We start from the raw sequence: 19,726 nt of genomic DNA, 5'->3' as shown, positions 1-19,726 counted from the left end.
CTGTTGTCCCCCACCTAAAGGCATATTCCCAAGCATTACTCACCCGTCCGCCGCTCGTCAGCAGATAGCAAGCTACCTCTGTTACCGCTCGACTTGCATGTGTTAGGCCTGCCGCCAGCGTTCAATCTGAGCCATGATCAAACTCTTCAATTAAAAGTGTTTTTTGAATTACTTAACAAGTAAGTGTTCAGCTCAATGAATTCTGTTTTTGATATTATTTATTGGATAGTTGAAACGCTTCCGTTTCGACATAATAAATAACGTCGCATATGACTGTGTAGTCACTCCATTAAAACTTTCGAAAAAGTTAAAATGTAAAACATAATTACAAATGAGACTCTAATTTTTTGTTACCGTCTAAACCGAAGTTAAGAAGGTAACTTAGAACTCAATCTGCAAGAGTGCCCACACAGATGATTACTTAAATTTTTAAAGAACGTTTCAAGCTTTTTGGCTAGTGCCGTTTCGCTTGGGGTGTGCATAATACACCGTGATTATTTTGAGTCAAGACTTAATTTAAATTCTTTTTAAAAAGTTTTCATTTCAAGTTTTAATCAACTCTACCAACCTAGCTAACTTGCTACATCCCTTTAAGAATGTTGCTTGCCGTCTGTGTCGGTGGAGGCGCAGTATAGAGAGATTTGGATTGAGCGCAAGTGTTTTTTTTAATATAGACACTTTTTTTATTTACTCGTCTAAAATTTAAACTAAGCGACTTAAAAACAATCAAATTTAGATATATGAAGTTATGAAAATTACAGTTTCAGAAAATTTCACAGAACTTATAATAACTTTTATCTTTTTATACGTAGATTTTGAACTTAGGAATATAAATGGCAATTCGTTCTTATAAAGGTATCCAACCTAAAATTGGGATTAATACATATGTAGACGAGTCAGCAGTTGTTGTTGGCGAGTTATATTTAGGTAAAGATTCGAGCATCTGGCCATGTGTTGCAGCCAGAGGAGATGTAAATTATATCCAGATTGGTGAAAGAACTAACATCCAAGATGGCTCTGTATTACACGTTACTAGAAAATCAGAATCAGCACCTGAAGGCTATCCTTTAATTATTGGTAATGATGTAACCATAGGTCATAAAGCTATGCTACATGGTTGTACATTAGGTAATCGTATTTTAGTTGGTATGGGCGCAATCATCATGGACAATACCATAGTAGAAGATGACGTTATTATAGGAGGCGGTGCATTAGTACCCCCTAATAAAAAACTTGAGTCGGGATATTTATACGTTGGTAGTCCAGTAAAACAAGCTCGAGCACTTACAGAACAAGAGCATGCTTTTTTAAAAATCTCAGCCGATAACTATGTACACTTAAAAGATGAATACTTAGAAGATTTGTAACTTTTAAAACTTCTTTATTTTATCCAAATCTCGCCCTGTTCATTATAAGCTTCCTCTTCTATCAGTTCAGTGGCGAGTTCTTCTAAATCAAATTTATTGTTATCAAGATAATCATTCACGTCTTTACCAGAATACTTAACAAAACAAAAAACAATCATTCCCGACACAATTGCTTCAAATTGAATAACATTACGTGCTTTTATATAGGTATATCGGTCAACAAACTGTATCGCCTGATTCATGATTTATAATTCGCTTTTTAATTTTGTTAATACGCTTTCAACATTAGGAGTGGCATTTCGCCATAATTCAAAACTTTCAGCAGCTTGACCTACCAACATACCTAAGCCATCTAACGTTTTAGTTTTATAATTATGCTCGTTTACCCATGACATAAATGAAGTAGCTGTTTTTGAGTAAAACATATCATAAGCACATTCACAGCTTTTTAAGTGCTCAGCTTTTAACGCGGGTAATTCGCCCGTAACACTTGTTGATGTTGAATTTATAATAAGATGATATTCCTCTATTGGTAATGAATCAAAACTAAAGGCATTAATCTTAGTATTTTTTTCAACCGAAAAATCATTAAAGGTATTAGCTAACAATTCAGCCTTTTCTTGAGTGCGATTTACAATAATCAATTCTGATGGTCTTTGCTCTAACAAAGGGAGTATAGACCCTCGAGCAGCACCACCAGCCCCAATTAACAATATACGTTTATTTTTAAAAGTGACTTTATTTCTCAATAAATCAGATACTAAGCCCGCACCATCAGTATTATCACCTAATATTGAACCATCAGAACATTTTTTTAATGTATTAACTGCACCCGCTAACTTTGCTCTTAGAGTGAGTACATCAGCATATTGATATGCTTCTTCCTTAAAAGGTAAAGTAATATTAGCCCCCAATCCAGAACCATTAAAAAACAAATCTAATGAATCGATAAAGCCATCTCGTGGTGCTAAAATCGCACGATAATCGAGTTTATGCTCAACAGATTGAGCAAACATTTGATGTATGATTGGCGATTTTGAATGTTTTATTGGGTTACCAAATACAGCATATAAGTCCATTTCATTCCTTTTTATCATAGTTTTGGAGTTACAGTAACAGATGAATCTTATAAAGCGTATTTTCACTAAAGACACACCACAAAACAAGTCTTCTGAAATACCCACTCCCGAAAAAACACCCTATGAAATAATGGGAGGTAAATCTGGCGCTTATAATTTAGCGAAACGTTTTTACGATATTATGGAAAAAGATAGTTACGCAAAACCTTTATTAGATTTACACCCTCAGCCTTTAGATAGGATTAGATGTGTATTTTTTGAGTTTTTATCTGGTTGGTTGGGTGGGCCTGATTTATTTACCGAAAAATATGGTCATCCAATGTTAAGAAAAAGACACCTACCATTTTTAATCGATGAAGAACTCAGAAATCAATGGATTTATTGCATGAATAAAGCGCTTGATATTGAAATAGATAATCCATTATTACGTCAAGGTCTCAAGCAATCATTCTCCCAACTGGCAACTCACATGATAAATCAAGAATAAATTAATCTAGATCAAAGCCACCCTCAAAAAGTTAGTGCATTATATCTCCCCCTGTGCTTAGGAAATAACGATGCGCTCACTTTCAATCCAAAATAAAATTTATATTCTTTTAGCCCTCACAGGCTTTTTAGTTTTATTAGCTAGTATTATCAATGGTTCTAATCAGCAACAAAAACTAGCAGAACAAACGATTGAAGCTAATATAAAATTATTGGCCGATAATTATTTTGATTCAATTAATACTCTAATGCTTACGGGTACTATGGCAAACAGGTCAATACTTACCAATAAAATACGAAGTCAAAAAAATATAATTGAAGCAAAAATTATTCGAGGCAAACAAGTAAACAAATTATATGGCCAAGGTAATGAAAATGAAACGGCACAAACACAAGCTGAGTTAGCAAGTCTTCAAGGTAATCAAAGTTTATTCATTGAAGAAAAAAATAATCAAAGAATTATAACCTACTTAAAACCTATTATTGCCAGTAATGATTATAAAGGCACAGACTGCTTAGGTTGCCATCAAGCGCAATCAGGAGATGTATTAGGTTCAGTGAAAATTAGCTATTCTTTAGAAGAAGTTGATAAAGCTATAAATAAAAATACTTGGATAAGTGCTGCCATGCTTAGCGTCATTTTCATTATCGCTTTTGTAGGTTTGGGATTTTTATTTAGAAAATTATTTATTAAACGCCTTAAAATTCTAGGTAAAACAATGCGTTTAGTTGCTCAGAACAATGATCTGAGTCTAACGATAAATGATGAAACTAATGATGAATTAGGTCGGTTAGCCAAAAACTTTAATATTATGCTCAATAGCTTCAAACAAAATATAACGCAGGTCTCTGAAACTTCTCATATCATAATAAATTCAGCCGAACAAATATTTTCTGCGGCAGATACAACTGAGCAAGCCATTTTGCAACAAAAACAAGGAACAGAATCAGTTGCCGCAGCCATTAATGAATTAGAAGCATCTTCTGCAGAGGTCAAAAATACTTGCCACTTTGCTTCAGAAAAATCAGATAGTAGTAATCAAATGGCTGAAACTAGTATGGCAATAGCAAATCAAACAGAGGTGAGTATTAATCTGTTAGCAAATGATGTTAGAGGTGCTGCTGGACAAGTTGGTCAATTACAAAACCAAACCTTAGAAGTAGGTAAAGTTTTAGAAGTTATTAGCAGTATCGCCGAACAAACTAATTTACTCGCATTAAATGCGGCAATTGAGGCCGCTCGCGCTGGTGAAGCAGGACGAGGTTTTGCTGTTGTTGCAGATGAAGTGCGTACTTTAGCCAATAGAACACATAATTCTACCGATGAAATAAAACGTACGATAGAGAAGTTACAACAAGAAGCTAAACAAACCGTTGATGCTATGAGTCAGTCATGTACAGAAGCCGATAAACGGGCTTTACAAGTTCAACAAGTAGCGCACTCTTTAAAAGATATATCGGAGCAAATGCAAGAGATTAATCAACTGAATGTTCAAATTGCAGATGCTACTGAACAACAAAACTTAGCTGCTGAAGAGATTAATCAAAGCGTTGTCACAATAAGAGATAATGCTGATAATTCATTAATTGATGCCAACGAAAGCAAACAAATCAGTGAAGAATTATTATCATTGGCAAGAAATTTAGATGAGCAAGTAAGATCGTTTAAATTAAAATAGTCTCAATTAAAAAGTAAACCTTTAGCTAGCCTAAAAAACTCAGATTGTTTCTGAATCAGATCAATTAACAAAAAATGTGCTAATTGGTCTGATTCAATACACACTACATTATTTAACTAGCCAACCTAAATAATTACAATGCTATAATTCACCTAACCAATCTCTTGGTTTTAAGAAATCACTATAAAGCAAAGCTTCTGGAGAATTTGGTTCTGGAGAAAAATTATATTCCCAACGAGCAAGCGGCGGCATAGACATTAAAATAGACTCTGTACGCCCTCCCGTTTGTAAACCAAATAAAGTACCACGGTCCCAAACTAGGTTAAACTCAACATATCGACCACGTCGATATAACTGAAAATCTCTTTGTTGCTCAGAAAAAGGTGTGTTTTTACGGCGCTCAACAATTGGTACATATGCTGTTAAAAACGCATCGCCTATCGACTGCATAAACTCAAAGCTTTTTTCAAAACCCATTTTATTTAAATCATCAAAAAACAAACCACCTACACCTCGGGTTTCATCTCTATGTTTTAAATAAAAATATTCATCACACCATTTTTTATATTCAGGATAGACATTTTCACCAAATGGCATACATGCATTCTTAGCCACTGTATGCCAGTGCTGAACATCTTCAATTTCAGGATAAAAAGGCGTTAAATCAAAACCGCCACCAAACCACCAAATAGGATCTTCACCTTCTTTTTCAGCAATAAAAAATCTTACATTTGCATGGCTGGTAGGAATATGTGGATTATTTGGATGTATAACAAGTGATACCCCACAAGCATGAAAGCTTCTGCCTGCTAATTCAGGTCTGTGTGCAGTTGCAGAGGCTGGCATTGAATCACCATATACATAAGAATAGTTAACTCCACCTTGCTCAATCACGGCACCATCTTTGATCACTCGCGTTATACCACCACCACCTTGCTTTCGTTGCCAAGCATCTTCAATAAATACGGCTGAGCCATCGGCTTGCTCTAAACCCTGGCAAATACGGTTCTGTAAATCTAAAAGGTATGCTTTAACTTTTTCTAAACTGGCTTGCTTCATATGGTTCTCACTTAATTTCTGATGACAGCACCTGTCAGGCCACTTTTAATCTGGCTAGGTTTATTACCTAAGCCTAATTCACCATCAACATAAAATAAATTTTTATCTGAAAAAACGATTTTTGCTTCCGTTATATTTTTTACTGGCTCACAACCCGTTAAATTAGCACTTGTTGATACCAAAGGTTTACCAAACTCCAAGCACAATTTTTTAACTTTAGTATGATTAGTTACTCTAACTGCAATAGTATCAAACTTTCCGGTTAGCCATTTAGGTGCTGTAGTTGCAGCGGGCAGGATCCAAGTTACAGCACCAGGCCAAGAAGAAAATATTTCCGGTCTTTTATCCATAGGAATTTTAACATCATCGATATAAGGTAGTAATTGACTATAATTGTCTGCGATTAAAATGAGACCTTTATCAACCGAACGTTGTTTTATCGCCAATAAATCCATCACAGCCTGCTCATTGTCAGGATCACAACCTAGGCCAAATACCGCTTCTGTAGGGTACAAAATAACAGACCCTTGATTCAAAGCTGTAATAACATTCAATTCATTATTTATATGTGTCACAATTTTTATAACTCTTTAAATTTATTGTTTATAACCACATGACTTTTGTGGACACAGTAATCTATTCCCTGTTGCAGTTTGTTTTTCGATTAATACAGACCAGCCACAATTAGGGCATTTTTGATCAACCGGTAATTGATTCAAAATATAGTTACAATCAGGGTATGCATTACAAGAATAAAATGTTCGCCCTGATTTATTACTGCGTTTAACCAATTCACCCGCTTTACATTTTGGACATTGAGGCAAGCTTTCATTTTCCTTATCATCACTTTCATGTACAACGTAATGACAAACAGGGAAAGCTGTACAACCTATAAACATACCATATCGACCATTTTTAACGGCTAATACTTCACTGCAAAGAGGGCAATTCGAATTTTCAAGTACCTTAACTTGTTCAATGTCATGATCAATTAAAGATTTTGTATATTCACAATTAGGATAACTGATACAACCAACAAATGGCCCACTCTTACTATGACGAATGACAAGCTCAGAGTCACAATCAGGGCAAGTCCCAAGCTCAGTTTCTAGTGCATGTTCATGCGCAGTAAAGAGGTCACTGTCTATTTTTGTCATTAGGAAACCAGATTCAGTATAATAAGAAGGAGATTATACGCTAATCAGGCAAAAAAATACCCTGAAAGTATCAGGGTATTATTTAGTAGATTTAAGCTCAACTTAATGAACTTGGCCATTACGTTCATCAAAAATTAAATCCTCCATTTGAGCATATGCCCCCTCTTGACCTGGTACATTAAATAAAACCATTAATACAACCCATTTTAAATCATCTAAACTAATGTCTTTTTTATCTAAATCAAATACACGGTCAATCACCATTTCACGAGTCGTACAATTAATAAGTGAAACTTGCTCTAAAAACATTAAAAACCCTCGGCAATTAATGTCTAATTTGTCACATTCTGAATCGGTGAAAATTCGAATCGAATGTAAAGGTGAACGATTTAAATATGGACATTCATCACTTTTTTGTAAATCAGCTAATTGCTCTAACCAGTCAAGTGCTTTATATATTTCGGAACTATGAAAGCCCGCTCGCTTGAGCTCTTCTGTCAGTTCATTTTCCTCTACAAAAATGGCTGACTCACTATGAATATAATTCTCAAATAAATACATGAGGATATCGAACATTTTAACACCTCCTTAGCTTAATATAGCCGTCTATAACACGCTCTATTTTATCTTCTAATTCAAGGTCTAATAAACGAGGTAATATTTGTTCTATTGGTAACTTTACCCTTTGTGCAATAATATCAACCGGAGTCACCTCAAATCCAAGCTGCGCTAATATTGGATCATCATCCTTATTTTCTTCCTGCTCTCTATTAGTATATAGACAACTTTTTGGAAAAAAGCTCACCTCTTCTAATATATCGTCCACATTTTCAATTAATTTAGCCCCTTGTTTAATCAAAAAGTGGCAGCCTTGAGATAAGGAGCTTAATATTGAGCCCGGTACAGCAAAAACTTCTCTATTTTGCTCTAAGGCATATTTAGTTGTGATGAGTGAACCACTTTTAATTTCAGCCTCAACGACAACAACACCCAAGGATAAACCGGAAATAATACGATTTCGTCTGGGAAAATTACTTGCTTGAGGTTTAGTTCCAGGTAAAAACTCGCTGACTATCAAGCCTTTTAATACTATTTGATCAAATAACAATTGATGCCTTTTAGGATAGACCAAATCAACCCCAGTACCCAGAACAGCAATGGTATTCCCTTTAAATGCCAAAGCCCCTTTATGTGCAGCACCATCAATACCCAAAGCTAAGCCAGAAGTAATCGTTAACCCTTTTTCTGATAATTTATATGCCAATTGAGATGCAATATTCAATCCGTTGGGTGTTGCAGACCGACTACCAACCATAGCAATTTGTGGACTAGAGAGTAGGCTCACTTGACCTTTACAAAATAGTAATAATGGAGGACTAGATATTTGTTTTAACTGTTTAGGGTAATTCTTATCAAAATAACAAAGCACATCAATCTTATTATTTATAATATTAGTAACAACTTTATCAATATGAAGCCAATCTATATTTATTAAGTTTTGTGCTACTTTTGAAGTTAAACCTAATGCAACTAATTGATCATAATGTAATGAAACTAGACGTTTTAATTGAATAACACTATGCAAGTGAATTAATATTTTTATACCTAAACCTTTACACAAATAAAAAGCGAGCCAAATATGTAGCTCGCTTTTTTTATTGTTTTTCATGCTCTCTCCTTGAGCCAGTCACATTTGATTAATCTATGCTAACAACATCTCCAACCCTGATAGGTCTTAATGTTCCTGTGACTAAGGCGTAACTTAAATTGTTATAAACCTTAAATACCATTAACTCACCTACTTTTTCTTTAGGCATTTTCCATAGTGTATTATCGGCACTTGGCTCACTGCCAAATAAATCTTTAGCTGTTGCTGCCATTTTTGCGAAGCGAGACGAATCTTCCAAGTATTTAGGACCATCACCACTATCTACAACTGTAGGAGATTGTCGACGAATATCCAAAATATGCCCCGCTTTTAATTTATCTTTCTTACCTAAGTTAAGAACAACAATATCTAACTTACTGAACTCTCTCAGCTTAGTTGTTGATGCTATGATAGAGCCATCTACTTGCTTTTCTGGTTTAGTTAAACTGAAAAATGCAGGTAGAGACTGCCCTTCCATTGCAGGAATTAAAAAATCACCGGCATGAATTTCACGTTTAGCATTTTTAACACGTACCGACGCAGGAATGCCATTATCTATATCGCCATTTCTAAAGGCTCTGGCAGTACCTACGAGTATAGCTTCATGTGCCAATGGCTCATCAGTTTTAGGATCTATATACGCTTCACCTTTACGGTATATACCATAGTATTTACTACGTACTAAATTACCCTTAATATATAAAATATGTCCTGTAATTAAGTTTTTTACATTATCATTACCGCCTAATACATATGGCTGTTTAGCCATATATTCTTCATCTAACGCTTGCTCATAAGTTAAATAAGGACGGATCAGCTCAAGAGGTAAAGTGGGTATCGCACCATCTTTTTTCATCACCTTTCGACCATGCGGAGATAACTTTTTATATTTTTGATTCATCACTAACATAGGCCGACCATCAGCGTCATAAACTAAAGAAAGTGTATCACCAGGATAAATTAAATGTGGGTTATCAATTTGTGGATTAAACCGCCATAACTTAGGCCATAGCCAAGGTTGTTCTAAATAAATGGCTGAAATATCCCAAAGTGTGTCGCCTTTCTTTACCACATATTGCTCAGGGGCATTATTTTTTACTTTCAATATGTCTGCGATAGCGGGAAAAATTATAGACAACGAAAGTACAACAACTGCTATTTTTTTAATCATAAGAGCTTCCTCTAGCCTTTTCTTTTATTATTATTGACCTAAACCTGTAAAAAATGAACACGAATGGCTAAAATACAAACATTAGCATAATCTAGTGTTTTAAGCACAGCTTTAAAAGGTAAATATGGCAATTTTAGAAGTATTACGATTCCCCGATGAACGTCTTCGTACGATCGCAAAGAATGTTACACAAGTAGATGATTCAATAAGAAAGATTATTGATGATATGTTTGAAACTATGTATGACGAAAATGGTGTAGGGTTAGCAGCAACACAAGTTAACATCCACCAGCGAATTGTTGTTATGGATGTATCTGAAGAAAAAGACAAACAAATCGTTTTAATCAATCCAGAAATAATCAAACAATCAGGCTCAACAATAAGTGAAGAAGGCTGTTTGTCAGTACCTGATACACATGCAAAAGTAGACAGAGCAGAGATTGTGACTGTGAAAGCACTTAATGCTCAAGGTGAAGCGTTTGAAATGGATGCCGATGAGTTATTAGCTATTTGCATCCAACATGAACTTGATCATTTGGTTGGTAAATTATTTATTGATTATTTATCACCTTTGAAACGTCAACGTATTCGTAAAAAATTAGAAAAAGAAGCAAAATTAGCAGCAAAAGAAGCCGCTAGAGGTTAATAACAAACCTTATTCTTCCACTTTTAACGGCCACACAGTGGCCTTATATAGAGATATTTTGCATTTCTATCATTTAAGGAAATTTTAGTGACACAAGCTTTACGTATTGTTTTTGCGGGTACACCTGACTTTGCAGCTCACCACCTTCAAGCACTTATCGAATCAGAACATCAAGTTATCGCTGTTTATAGTCAACCGGACCGCCCTGCAGGTCGAGGAAAAAAACTCAAAGCCAGTGAAGTAAAACAACTCGCTGTTGAAAATAATATTGACGTTTATCAACCAGAATCATTAAAAGTTGAAAGTGAACAGCAAATATTAGCCGATTTAAACGCTGATATTATGGTTGTTGTTGCTTATGGGTTAATTTTGCCGCAAACCATTTTAGATACACCTCGCTTAGGTTGTATTAACGTGCATGGCTCTATTTTACCTCGCTGGCGCGGTGCTGCACCTATTCAAAGAGCAATATGGGCAGGCGATAAAGAGTCTGGCGTCACTATCATGCAAATGGACTTAGGTTTAGACACGGGTGATATGCTCAATATTACCACTTGCGATATCAACCAAGATGAAACAAGCGCGTCTTTATATACTAAGCTGGCACAATTAGGACCAAAAGCGTTAATCGAAACACTTGCAGAAATAGCAAACGGCACGGCTAAAGCAACTGTTCAAGATGAAACACAAGCTAACTATGCTCATAAACTATCAAAACAAGAAGCTGATATAGATTGGTCTATGGATGCAGAACAAATAGAGCGAAATATTCGTTCATTTAACCCTTGGCCTGTTTGTTTCACTCAGATGTTGGGTAATACCGTTAAAATTTACCAAGCGAAAGTGGTTGAGTTAACAGGTGAACCAGGTACAGTTTTAGCAAGTGATAAAACAGGTATAACCATAGCTACAGGCAAAGAGTCACTAAAAATAGAGCTATTACAACCTCAAGGTAAAAAACCTATGACTGCACAAGATTTTTTAAATGGTCGTGCTGATTGGGTCGAAATTAATAGTATTATTGGTAACAAAGGTGAAAACGAATGAGCGATGTAAGAGCTTTAGCAGCTGAAGTTATTTATCAAGTTATCATTGAAAAGCAATCTCTTAATCAAGCTTTACCAGCAGCTAGCACTAAAATTGCGGTCAAAGACAAAGCTTTATTACAGCAACTTTGTTATGGCGTATTACGTCACTATTCAAGCTTAGAGTTTTACTGTTCTAAATTATTAAGCAAACCGTTAAAAGGTAAACAAAAAGTATTTGAATTTTTACTGTATGTTGGCATTTATCAATTACAACATATGCGCACACCACCACATGCCGCTGTTGCTGAAACAGTAAATGCATTAACTACTTTAAATGCGACGGGCCTAAAAGGTCTAATAAACGCTGTATTACGTAATTTTCAACGCAAACAAACAGAGTTAGAAGCACAAGCACATGAAATTAATGCCTGTAAGTATAACCATCCAGGTTGGTTTATTAATCAAGTAAAGACTGCTTACCCTACACAATGGGAGCAAATTTTAGATGCAAACCAATTACAAGCTCCTATGTGGTTACGTGTGAATCAAGCACAACATAACACTACGCAGTACAGTGAAAAGCTAAATCTAGAAAATATAGACCATCAGTTACAAGATGGTTTTATTGATGCAGTTTTATTGGAAAAACCATGCGATGTTTTCAGTTTACCAGAATTTGACACTGGCGGCAGCTCAGTACAAGATGGCGCAGCTCAAATGGCAGCAAGATTATTAGACCCACAAGATGGTGATTACATACTTGACGCTTGTGCAGCACCAGGCGGTAAAACATGTCATTTATTAGAGCTTGCTAAGATAGAAGTTTTAGCCTTAGATGCCGATGCTAAAAGGTTAGAGCGCGTACAAGAAAACTTAACCCGCATTGGCTTAGAAGCAAAATTAACCTGTGCCGATGCCTCCAAACCAAATGACTGGTTTGATGGTAAGCAATTTGATCGTATTTTATTAGATGTACCATGTTCCGCTACCGGTGTCATACGCCGCCATCCAGATATAAAGTGGTTACGTAGAGCAGATGACATTGAAAAACTGGCTAAATTACAAGGACAAATTTTACAAGAAATATGGCCTTTATTAAAACCTGGTGGTACTTTGCTTTATGCTACATGCTCAGTTTTACCTCAAGAAAACAAAAATCAAATTTTGAACTTCCTTGAACAGCAAACGGATGCTGAACATATGGCAATAAACTCTGATGATACTTTAACCACTCCAGGATGGCAGTTATTGCCTGCTTTAACTGATGGTTTTTATTATGCAAAGTTAACTAAAAAATACTCTTAATAAAAAATATTTGGTAGATCATGAAAATTATCATTTTAGGTGCAGGTCAGGTTGGCGGCACTTTAGCTGAAAACCTGGTTGGTGAAAAAAACGAAATCACAGTGATAGATATTAACGGTGATAAACTGCACCAACTTCAAGATAAATACGACTTACAAGTTGTAACTGGACATAGCGCCCATCCTGATATTTTACGTCAAGCAGGAGCTGAAGATGCAGATATGATCATTGCGGTAACCAGCTCTGATGAAGTAAACATGATCGCCTGTCAAATTGCTTATAGTATCTTTAATACACCCACAAAAATTGCTCGCATTCGATCAGAACAATATTTGCGATATAAAGAAAAACTATTTCATAACCATGATTTACCTGTAGATCACTATATTGCACCAGAACAATTAGTCACAAAATATATTCGTCGTTTAATTGATTATCCGGGAGCATTACAAGTTTTACAATTTGCAGAAGGTAAACTATCTCTAGTAGCCGTAAAAGCATATTATGGGGGTTTATTAGTAGGCTATGCACTATCTACTTTAAAAGAACATATTCCTAATGTTGAAACTCGTGTAGCAGCAATTTATCGTCAGGGTCGTCCTATAAAACCTTTAGGTACAACAGTTATTGAAGCTGATGATGAAATTTTTTTCATCGCTGCAACAAAACATATTCGTGCAGTAATGAGTGAATTACAAAAACTTGAACAATCTTACAAAAAAATAATGATTGTCGGTGGTGGTAATATTGGTGCGGGCTTGGCTCGTTCACTAGAAAAAAACCATACGGTTAAATTAATAGAGCGTAACCCTGAACGTGCTATACAATTATCTGAACAACTAGATAAAGCCATCGTTTTTTGCGGTGATGCTTCTGATCAGGAGTTGTTATCAGAAGAGCATATAGAACAAGTAGATGTCTTTATTGCTGTTACCAATGATGATGAAGCAAATATCATGGCAGCGATGTTGGCAAAACGCATGGGGGCACAAAAAACCATGGTACTGATCCAACGTAGTGCATATGTAGACTTGGTACAAAGTGGTGAAATTGATATTGCCATTTCACCACAACAAGCAACCATATCGGCATTGCTTACTCATGTACGCCGTGGTGATATCGTCAATGTATATTCATTACGAAAAGGTGCGGCTGAAGCCATCGAAGCGGTTGCTCATGGCGATAAAACAACTTCCAAAGTTGTTGGTAGAGCAATTAGAGATATAAAATTACCTGCTGGCACAACGATTGGTGCTATCGTCAGAAACGATGATGTTTTGATAGCTCACGATAGCACTGTGATTGAATCAGGAGATCATGTGATTATGTTTTTGATAGATAAAAAACATATATACGTAGTTGAAAAATTATTCCAAGTAAGTGCAATATTTATATAGTCTTTTCGTAAGCGTAGTTAAAGCTATGTTTATAATTCAATAAGCGCGACTAAAGTCGCGCCTACTCTATTATCCTCGCCAAAATGTGGGTGTAAACAATACTAACAAAGTGAATATTTCCAAACGGCCAAATACCATAGCAATTGTAAGAATCCATTTAGCAGTATCTGTAATATCACCAAAGTGAGATGCAACATCGCCTAAACCTGGTCCTAAATTATTTAAACAGGCTGCGGTTGCCGAAAATGCAGTAATATTATCCATACCAGTGCCCATTAGCATCAACATGATAATGACAAAAACTAAAGCATAAGCAGAAAAGAAACCCCAAACAGCTTCTACTACTTTATCTGGCAATGCTTTTCGACCCAACTTAATAGAGTAAATAGCCCTGGGGTGAACTAAACGATTGAGTTCTCGTATCCCTTGTAAATAGAGCAAAAACACGCGCACTACTTTCAAACCGCCACCCGTTGAGCCTGCACAGCCACCAATGAAGCTAGAAAAAATTAATAACATAGGTAGAAAAATCGGCCATGCCGAAAAATTATCTGTTGCAAAGCCCGCTGTCGTACTGATTGAAACAGCCTGAAATAAGGCTTGATTTAATGTTTCATCACCCGTTTCAAATACATTTTGAGAAGATAAAACAGTAAAACAAATTAAAACTAAAGCAGCCTGAATAAACAAAAAAACCTTAAGCTCGGGATCTCTAACGTAACTTTTTAAACTTCGATTGGCGACAACCGCATAGTGCAAAGAAAAGTTAACAGCTGCAATTAATAAAAATATGACACATATAATATTAATTAATGGACTATTAAAATGTCCCATTGAAGCATCATATGTTGAAAACCCACCGATAGCGATAGTCGAAAAAGCATGGCAAATCGCATCAAACCATTCCATCCCAGCACTCCAATACGCCAAAGTACAAGCACAAGTAAGTGATACATATATATACCAAAGGTGTTTTGCTGTATCTGCAATTCGGGGTGTCATTTTAGAGTCTTTAACCGGACCAGGAGTTTCAGCCCGATATAACTGCATACCACCGACCCCTAACATAGGTAATACAGCAACGGCTAAAACAATGATCCCCATGCCACCAAACCACTGCAACTGTTGACGATAAAATAAAACTGACTTAGGCAAAAACTCTATACCGGTTAAAACAGTTGCCCCTGTAGTTGTTAACCCAGAAAATGATTCAAATACAGCATCAGCTAAAGATAAATTAGGCTCCTCAAGAAAAATCAAAGGCAAAGAACCAAACGCTCCTAATACCAACCAAAATAAAACAACAATTAAAAACCCTTCTCTTGCCTTTAAATCTGCTTTTTCATTACGGTTTGGATACCAGGTAAATAAACCTATGATGACACTAAAAATAAAAGCGAGAACAAAAGGAACACCACCACCATCTTTATAAATTAAAGAAACTAATGCTGGTGGGATCATCGTGACACTAAAAAGTGCTACGAGTAAGCCTAATATTCTGATTATGGTACGAAACTGCATAGGTTTATTTTTATTCTCATGATTAAAAAATTAAACTTGTTAAGCTAAATCTAGCTTAAACAATCAAAGTATAATGCCACGCAGTGGCCTAAATAGAAATGAACAGCACCTTTATTCTTTTAACTTAAATTCAACTCTAGCATTGGTTTTTTCAAAAACCTCAGCTAAAGCAAGTTTGGTTTCTCGACTATCAATCTTTATTTGCCAGTCAATCTGTGCTGTAAAATTTTTTTTTATGTCTAAAACCTGATAACCAGATAAAATGTTTTCTATTAATCCTTGCTGACTATATTCAGAAATACCATAAATAATTGCCTCAGGTATTTTAATTGCTGTTTTTAATTCCAGCATCGCATTATTTAAACTTCCACCGTAGGCACGTACCAACCCACCAGTACCAAGCTTTATACCACCAAAGTAACGTGTTATCACAGCTGTAATCTCACCAATACCTGATCCCATCAAAACATTTAACATAGGTTTACCTGCTGTACCATTTGGCTCTCCATCATCGGAGAAACCTAAAACATGGCTTCCTCCAGGTTCACCTGCAACATGTGCCCAACAATTATGTCTGGCATCAGGGTATTTAATTCCAACTTCTTGAATAAATGCTTTAGCGGATTCTAAATCTGGAGTATGTGCAATATGCACTATAAATTTGCTTTTTTTTATATCTTCTTGATAAAAAATGGTTTCGGTAGGAATTCTATATTCTTTTGGCATAATAAAATCTATAAAATGAAAAGCAGACTGATAAGTCTGCCTTATTAATAAGCATCACGTTGGGGCATCATATAAGTACTCAGATTTTAACTTTTACTAAACCTAAGTACCTATACTCATAGGCACAGCAACTCTATTAAGCTAAACCCAAATCTCGTGTCATATTTTCATTATGATCACGGTGAACGATAATATTATCTTCAATACGAATACCACCATAAGGCTTAAACTCCGACACCTTATCCCAATTTATATATTGGTTATTATCTGTTTTAGCTAAATCACCTAGTAATGAATCTATAAAATATAAACCAGGTTCTATTGTAAATACCTGACCAACTTCTATCGTGCGAGTACAGCGTAAAAAAGGATGATCTTCTGGCGCTGCCTGATGAGTACCTCTTTCATTAGCCATAAACCCACCCATATCGTGAACCTGCAAACCAAGATGGTGACCTAAGCCATGAGGGAAGAAAGTTTTAGATATGCCTTTTTCAATAATCGCTTCAGCTGATAAATTTACAATATTAAACTGAGATAATAATTTTGCGATACGGGCATGACAATCAATATGCAAGTCTCCATATTTAACGCCTGGTTTTAAACCATCACACATTTGCAATTGCTGTGAATTTAACTCACCGATCAGTTCAAAAAATTGACCCGATTTATTAAAATCATAGGTACGTGTTATATCAGAGGCATAACCATTAAAACTTGCACCAGCATCAATTAAAAATGAACGCATTGTTTTTGGTGGTAACTGGTCAAAATGGGTATAGTGTAAAATGGAACAGTTTTCATTTAATGCAACAATATTATCATAAGGCACTTCATTAGCTCCTTGACGAATAGCCAATAAATACGCATTTTGAATGTCAAACTCAGATCCCCCCGCAAAGAATGCATCTTTGGCAGCTTGGTGACCCGTTACCGCCAAACGATTGGCTTCACGTAAACAAACATGTTCATAGTCTGTTTTATATGCCCTATGGTAATGAATATAATTTAAAACTGGTTCTGGATTTCTTTGCTTAAAACCAAGGGCTTCAGCTACTTCAATATATTCACCTATATAAGCATATTTTTCTTTATCATATGGTAATAGCTGCTCCACTTGATCAGGTACTTTTAAAAGTTCGATATCAAAAAATTCAGACCAATAATCACTAGGTTCATCTGGTACCTTATGCCAAAAATCAACTGGACGATAAAAAACAAGTTTAGGTTTATCAATTCCATTTACAACTAACCAACAGTGTGGATTATCAACAACAGGTAACCAGGCTTTAAAATGAGGATTTACTTTGAATGGATAACTCATATCATCTAAAAATTGACGTTTTGCCTGTCCTGAATGTATCACTAAACCTTCAAGCCCTTCTCGCTCTAGAAGCGTTTTTGTACGTAGCTGTAAAGTTGAAATATGTTCAGCATATAAAGAAGCGAGTTTATCCATTACTTTTCCTAAATGTATGAGATTAAAATAATATTGAATTTTTCAAGTTTAACACATGATTGCCGGTCAAGATCATTCGATCACTTTTGAATTTTCATTGTTAATAAATCATCAAATAGATTATCAACCTTTCCCATTCTTGTATGATATACCTGACGATAAGCAAAAACATTTTTCACATAATCACGAGTTTCACGGTATGGAATCGACTCTATCCACAAATCAACTGGCATCGCTTTTTTTGGCAACCATTTACTGACGCGGTGATACCCTGCATTATATGATGCAGTAGCCAATATTTCATTTCCATGATTTTTACGTTTTAAATAACTTAAATACGCAGAACCTAATTTAATATTTGTTTTAGGATCAAATAATTTTTTGCGAGAAACCTTAGCTTTTGAAATATACCGAGCCGTACTTGGCAATAACTGCATCAAGCCTAGTGCACCCGCCCCAGAATAAGCATCAGGTGCAAAAGAGCTTTCTCTACGAGAAATAGCATAACTCCAGGTCAAATCAATTTTGCTTCTTTGACTGTATTTTTTATATAAAACATCAAAAGCTTCTGGAAAACGTAAGTCTAAATAATTAAATAACTCTAGTTGCGCCATAGTCACTATGACGCGGTCATGCCAATTTAATTTACTACCTAATTGAGCTGCAGCCAATTTTTCATCTTTACTTGAAGTATTAATCAAATAATTCCATTCTCGGCGAGATGATGTAGTGCGATTTATTTCAGATAAAGCTTTAGCCCGAACAAATCCCGGAGCTTGCGATACTTTTTCAATTAACTTTTTATCAATCAAAGTTTTTTGATATTCTAATTGCACAGGCAAATTCAGCCTAGCGGCAGACATAAAACCATAATAATTACGTTTTTGTGCAAGAGACAACCACATTTCATCAGCTTTTAGTTTTTTTCCTTGTTCTTGATACGAAAAAGCTAACCAATACTTTTGACCATTAGATAAATTTTCTTTACCGGTAAAATATGCAATGATTCCAGGCCAATCACTACTTTGCAGCATATTAGCCAACTGCCATTGCATCAGTTTTTTATCATGATTTTTGTGCGGTACTTTATTAAGCCAAAATTTAGCTTCTTTATGCTTTTTAGAAGCTAGTGCTAAAGCAAAAGTATAATACGCGCTTTCTTTTTGCTCTTTAGTAAAATTAAATTTCACTTCAAGTTTACGCCAAGCGCGTAAAGCAAGGTTTTCATCACGCCAAATTAAACGTTTAATGCCATAAATGGCTATTTCAGATTCTTTTTGATTCGCTTTTTTAAAACGGTATAGCCCTGCAGATGCAGAAGGATCTTTACGCATTTTATAGTACAAGTCAGCAAGGTAATGATCTTCTTTAGGAAGTTGCAATTTTAAATAAGGAATTAAAGTATGTTTACCCTTTTGCGCAGCCAAAGTAAGACGATGCCATATTCTCTCAGGCGTCATATAACCTTGTTTTCGCCACTTTTTAAAAATAGCATTACATTCTTTTGGTTGAGATTTACCCACTAACCATAGGTCTGTTACTTGTTGCATAATTGCACTCTCGGGTGCACCTAACTGCAACTGATAGTTCAAATGAGTACAAGTTAAAGCTGCATTTTTTGTTGGTTTAAAATATTTAATAAATAATGCTTTTTTATTTCGCTTACTTAATTTCTTCAACCAAGCTTTTCTAACAGGCCACTCTAAAGGGGTGCCTTGATAGATACGCAGAAAATCTTTAATGTCGGCTTCATTTGATAAATATGGGTATTTTTTTAAATAAGCCATTTTGACATAAGGTTTTAAGGGGTGGTTTAATTTTTCCAGTGCCTTTTTATATCTTTTTTTATTGCCAGACAAAGCAATTTTTTCAGCAGAAAGAAACTTTTTATGTTCAACAGAAATTGCATTAGCTGAAAAAGAAGCAATCGAAATACTTGAAAATAACGCAGCTGCAATAAATAATTTTTTTAACATTATCACTAAAAAATAATCCTTT

General features: G+C 35.4%; 19 protein-coding genes and 1 rRNA gene. 7 read left to right on the top strand and 13 right to left on the bottom strand.

Annotated features, from left to right (window positions below; all coding sequences use genetic code 11):
• Positions 1 to 153, bottom strand: a 16S ribosomal RNA gene (locus BM088_RS09130); the annotation flags it as partial.
• Between the two features lie 680 nt (positions 154 to 833).
• On the opposite strand from BM088_RS09130, the gene BM088_RS09125 reads away from it, so the two are divergent.
• Positions 834 to 1,367 (top strand): gamma carbonic anhydrase family protein, encoded by a 534-nt coding sequence (locus BM088_RS09125; protein WP_091983006.1) that lies wholly within the window; start codon positions 834 to 836, stop codon positions 1,365 to 1,367.
• Positions 1,368 to 1,381: 14 nt separating this feature from the next.
• On the opposite strand, the gene BM088_RS09120 is transcribed toward BM088_RS09125, so the two are convergent.
• Together BM088_RS09120 and aroE are read right to left on the bottom strand one after the other, a co-directional pair.
• Entirely contained in the window at positions 1,382 to 1,609 is a 228-nt protein-coding gene (locus BM088_RS09120; RefSeq protein WP_091983003.1) for a DUF1488 family protein, read from the bottom strand.
• A 3-nt stretch (positions 1,610 to 1,612) separates the two neighbouring features.
• Positions 1,613 to 2,446: a shikimate dehydrogenase gene (gene aroE, locus BM088_RS09115; RefSeq protein ID WP_091983001.1), complete on the bottom strand. Its 834-nt coding sequence runs from the start codon at positions 2,444 to 2,446 to the stop codon at positions 1,613 to 1,615.
• Between the two features lie 40 nt (positions 2,447 to 2,486).
• On the opposite strand from aroE, the gene BM088_RS09110 reads away from it, so the two are divergent.
• Together BM088_RS09110 and BM088_RS09105 are read left to right on the top strand one after the other, a co-directional pair.
• Positions 2,487 to 2,933, top strand: coding sequence for a group II truncated hemoglobin (locus tag BM088_RS09110; protein WP_091982999.1), 447 nt, complete (start codon positions 2,487 to 2,489; stop codon positions 2,931 to 2,933).
• Positions 2,934 to 3,003: 70 nt separating this feature from the next.
• Positions 3,004 to 4,611, top strand: a complete 1,608-nt coding sequence (locus BM088_RS09105; protein WP_091982997.1) for a methyl-accepting chemotaxis protein — start codon at positions 3,004 to 3,006, stop codon at positions 4,609 to 4,611.
• Between the two features lie 141 nt (positions 4,612 to 4,752).
• On the opposite strand, the gene hemF is transcribed toward BM088_RS09105, so the two are convergent.
• The 6 genes from hemF to BM088_RS09075 all read right to left on the bottom strand — a co-directional run bounded on the left by hemF (position 4,753) and on the right by BM088_RS09075 (position 9,646).
• Positions 4,753 to 5,670, bottom strand: a complete 918-nt coding sequence (gene hemF, locus BM088_RS09100) for an oxygen-dependent coproporphyrinogen oxidase (protein ID WP_091982995.1) — start codon at positions 5,668 to 5,670, stop codon at positions 4,753 to 4,755.
• Positions 5,671 to 5,681: 11 nt separating this feature from the next.
• Positions 5,682 to 6,245, bottom strand: coding sequence for an L-threonylcarbamoyladenylate synthase type 1 TsaC (gene tsaC, locus BM088_RS09095; RefSeq protein WP_091982993.1), 564 nt, complete (start codon positions 6,243 to 6,245; stop codon positions 5,682 to 5,684).
• A gap of 21 nt (positions 6,246 to 6,266) precedes the next feature.
• The gene (locus BM088_RS09090; RefSeq protein WP_091982991.1) at positions 6,267 to 6,827 is read right to left on the bottom strand and encodes a DNA topoisomerase family protein; all 561 of its coding nucleotides are present in this window, start codon (positions 6,825 to 6,827) and stop codon (positions 6,267 to 6,269) included.
• Positions 6,828 to 6,929: 102 nt separating this feature from the next.
• Positions 6,930 to 7,403, bottom strand: a complete 474-nt coding sequence (locus tag BM088_RS09085) for a DUF494 family protein (protein ID WP_091982989.1) — start codon at positions 7,401 to 7,403, stop codon at positions 6,930 to 6,932.
• A 1-nt stretch (position 7,404) separates the two neighbouring features.
• Positions 7,405 to 8,496, bottom strand: coding sequence for a DNA-processing protein DprA (gene dprA / locus BM088_RS09080; protein WP_091982987.1), 1,092 nt, complete (start codon positions 8,494 to 8,496; stop codon positions 7,405 to 7,407).
• A 28-nt stretch (positions 8,497 to 8,524) separates the two neighbouring features.
• Complete coding sequence (locus tag BM088_RS09075) at positions 8,525 to 9,646, bottom strand: LysM peptidoglycan-binding domain-containing protein (protein ID WP_091982984.1); 1,122 nt, start codon at positions 9,644 to 9,646, stop codon at positions 8,525 to 8,527.
• Between the two features lie 124 nt (positions 9,647 to 9,770).
• On the opposite strand from BM088_RS09075, the gene def reads away from it, so the two are divergent.
• From def to trkA, 4 genes are all read left to right on the top strand, one after another.
• A complete protein-coding gene (gene def, locus BM088_RS09070; RefSeq protein ID WP_091982982.1) occupies positions 9,771 to 10,292 on the top strand; it encodes a peptide deformylase in 522 nt (173 codons plus the stop codon).
• 87 nt (positions 10,293 to 10,379) lie between these two features.
• Positions 10,380 to 11,339, top strand: a complete 960-nt coding sequence (fmt, locus tag BM088_RS09065) for a methionyl-tRNA formyltransferase (RefSeq protein WP_091982980.1) — start codon at positions 10,380 to 10,382, stop codon at positions 11,337 to 11,339.
• Positions 11,336 to 12,625, top strand: coding sequence for a 16S rRNA (cytosine(967)-C(5))-methyltransferase RsmB (gene rsmB / locus BM088_RS09060; protein WP_091982979.1), 1,290 nt, complete (start codon positions 11,336 to 11,338; stop codon positions 12,623 to 12,625). The genes fmt and rsmB overlap by 4 nt, the downstream gene beginning before the upstream one ends.
• Before the next feature lie 20 nt (positions 12,626 to 12,645).
• Positions 12,646 to 14,022, top strand: coding sequence for a Trk system potassium transporter TrkA (trkA, locus tag BM088_RS09055; protein WP_091982977.1), 1,377 nt, complete (start codon positions 12,646 to 12,648; stop codon positions 14,020 to 14,022).
• Positions 14,023 to 14,091: 69 nt separating this feature from the next.
• Here the strand turns inward: trkA and BM088_RS09050 are convergent, their stop codons facing one another.
• The 4 genes from BM088_RS09050 to BM088_RS09035 form a co-directional block, all read right to left on the bottom strand.
• Positions 14,092 to 15,543 (bottom strand): TrkH family potassium uptake protein, encoded by a 1,452-nt coding sequence (locus BM088_RS09050; RefSeq protein WP_091982975.1) that lies wholly within the window; start codon positions 15,541 to 15,543, stop codon positions 14,092 to 14,094.
• A gap of 111 nt (positions 15,544 to 15,654) precedes the next feature.
• Positions 15,655 to 16,269, bottom strand: coding sequence for a YigZ family protein (locus tag BM088_RS09045; RefSeq protein ID WP_091982974.1), 615 nt, complete (start codon positions 16,267 to 16,269; stop codon positions 15,655 to 15,657).
• 136 nt (positions 16,270 to 16,405) lie between these two features.
• Positions 16,406 to 17,728, bottom strand: coding sequence for a Xaa-Pro dipeptidase (gene pepQ, locus BM088_RS09040; RefSeq protein WP_091982972.1), 1,323 nt, complete (start codon positions 17,726 to 17,728; stop codon positions 16,406 to 16,408).
• 80 nt (positions 17,729 to 17,808) lie between these two features.
• Positions 17,809 to 19,704 carry a transglycosylase SLT domain-containing protein gene (locus tag BM088_RS09035; RefSeq protein WP_091982970.1) on the bottom strand — a complete coding sequence of 632 codons (1,896 nt, stop codon included), beginning with the start codon at positions 19,702 to 19,704 and terminating at the stop codon, positions 17,809 to 17,811.
• Positions 19,705 to 19,726 lie beyond the last annotated feature (22 nt).

The organism is Pseudoalteromonas denitrificans DSM 6059, from assembly GCF_900112265.1.
Taxonomy (GTDB): Bacteria; Pseudomonadota; Gammaproteobacteria; order Enterobacterales; family Alteromonadaceae; genus Pseudoalteromonas; species Pseudoalteromonas denitrificans.
The sequence above is the reverse complement of the archived record's forward strand: the minus strand, read 5'-3'. Positions and strand labels throughout refer to the sequence as shown.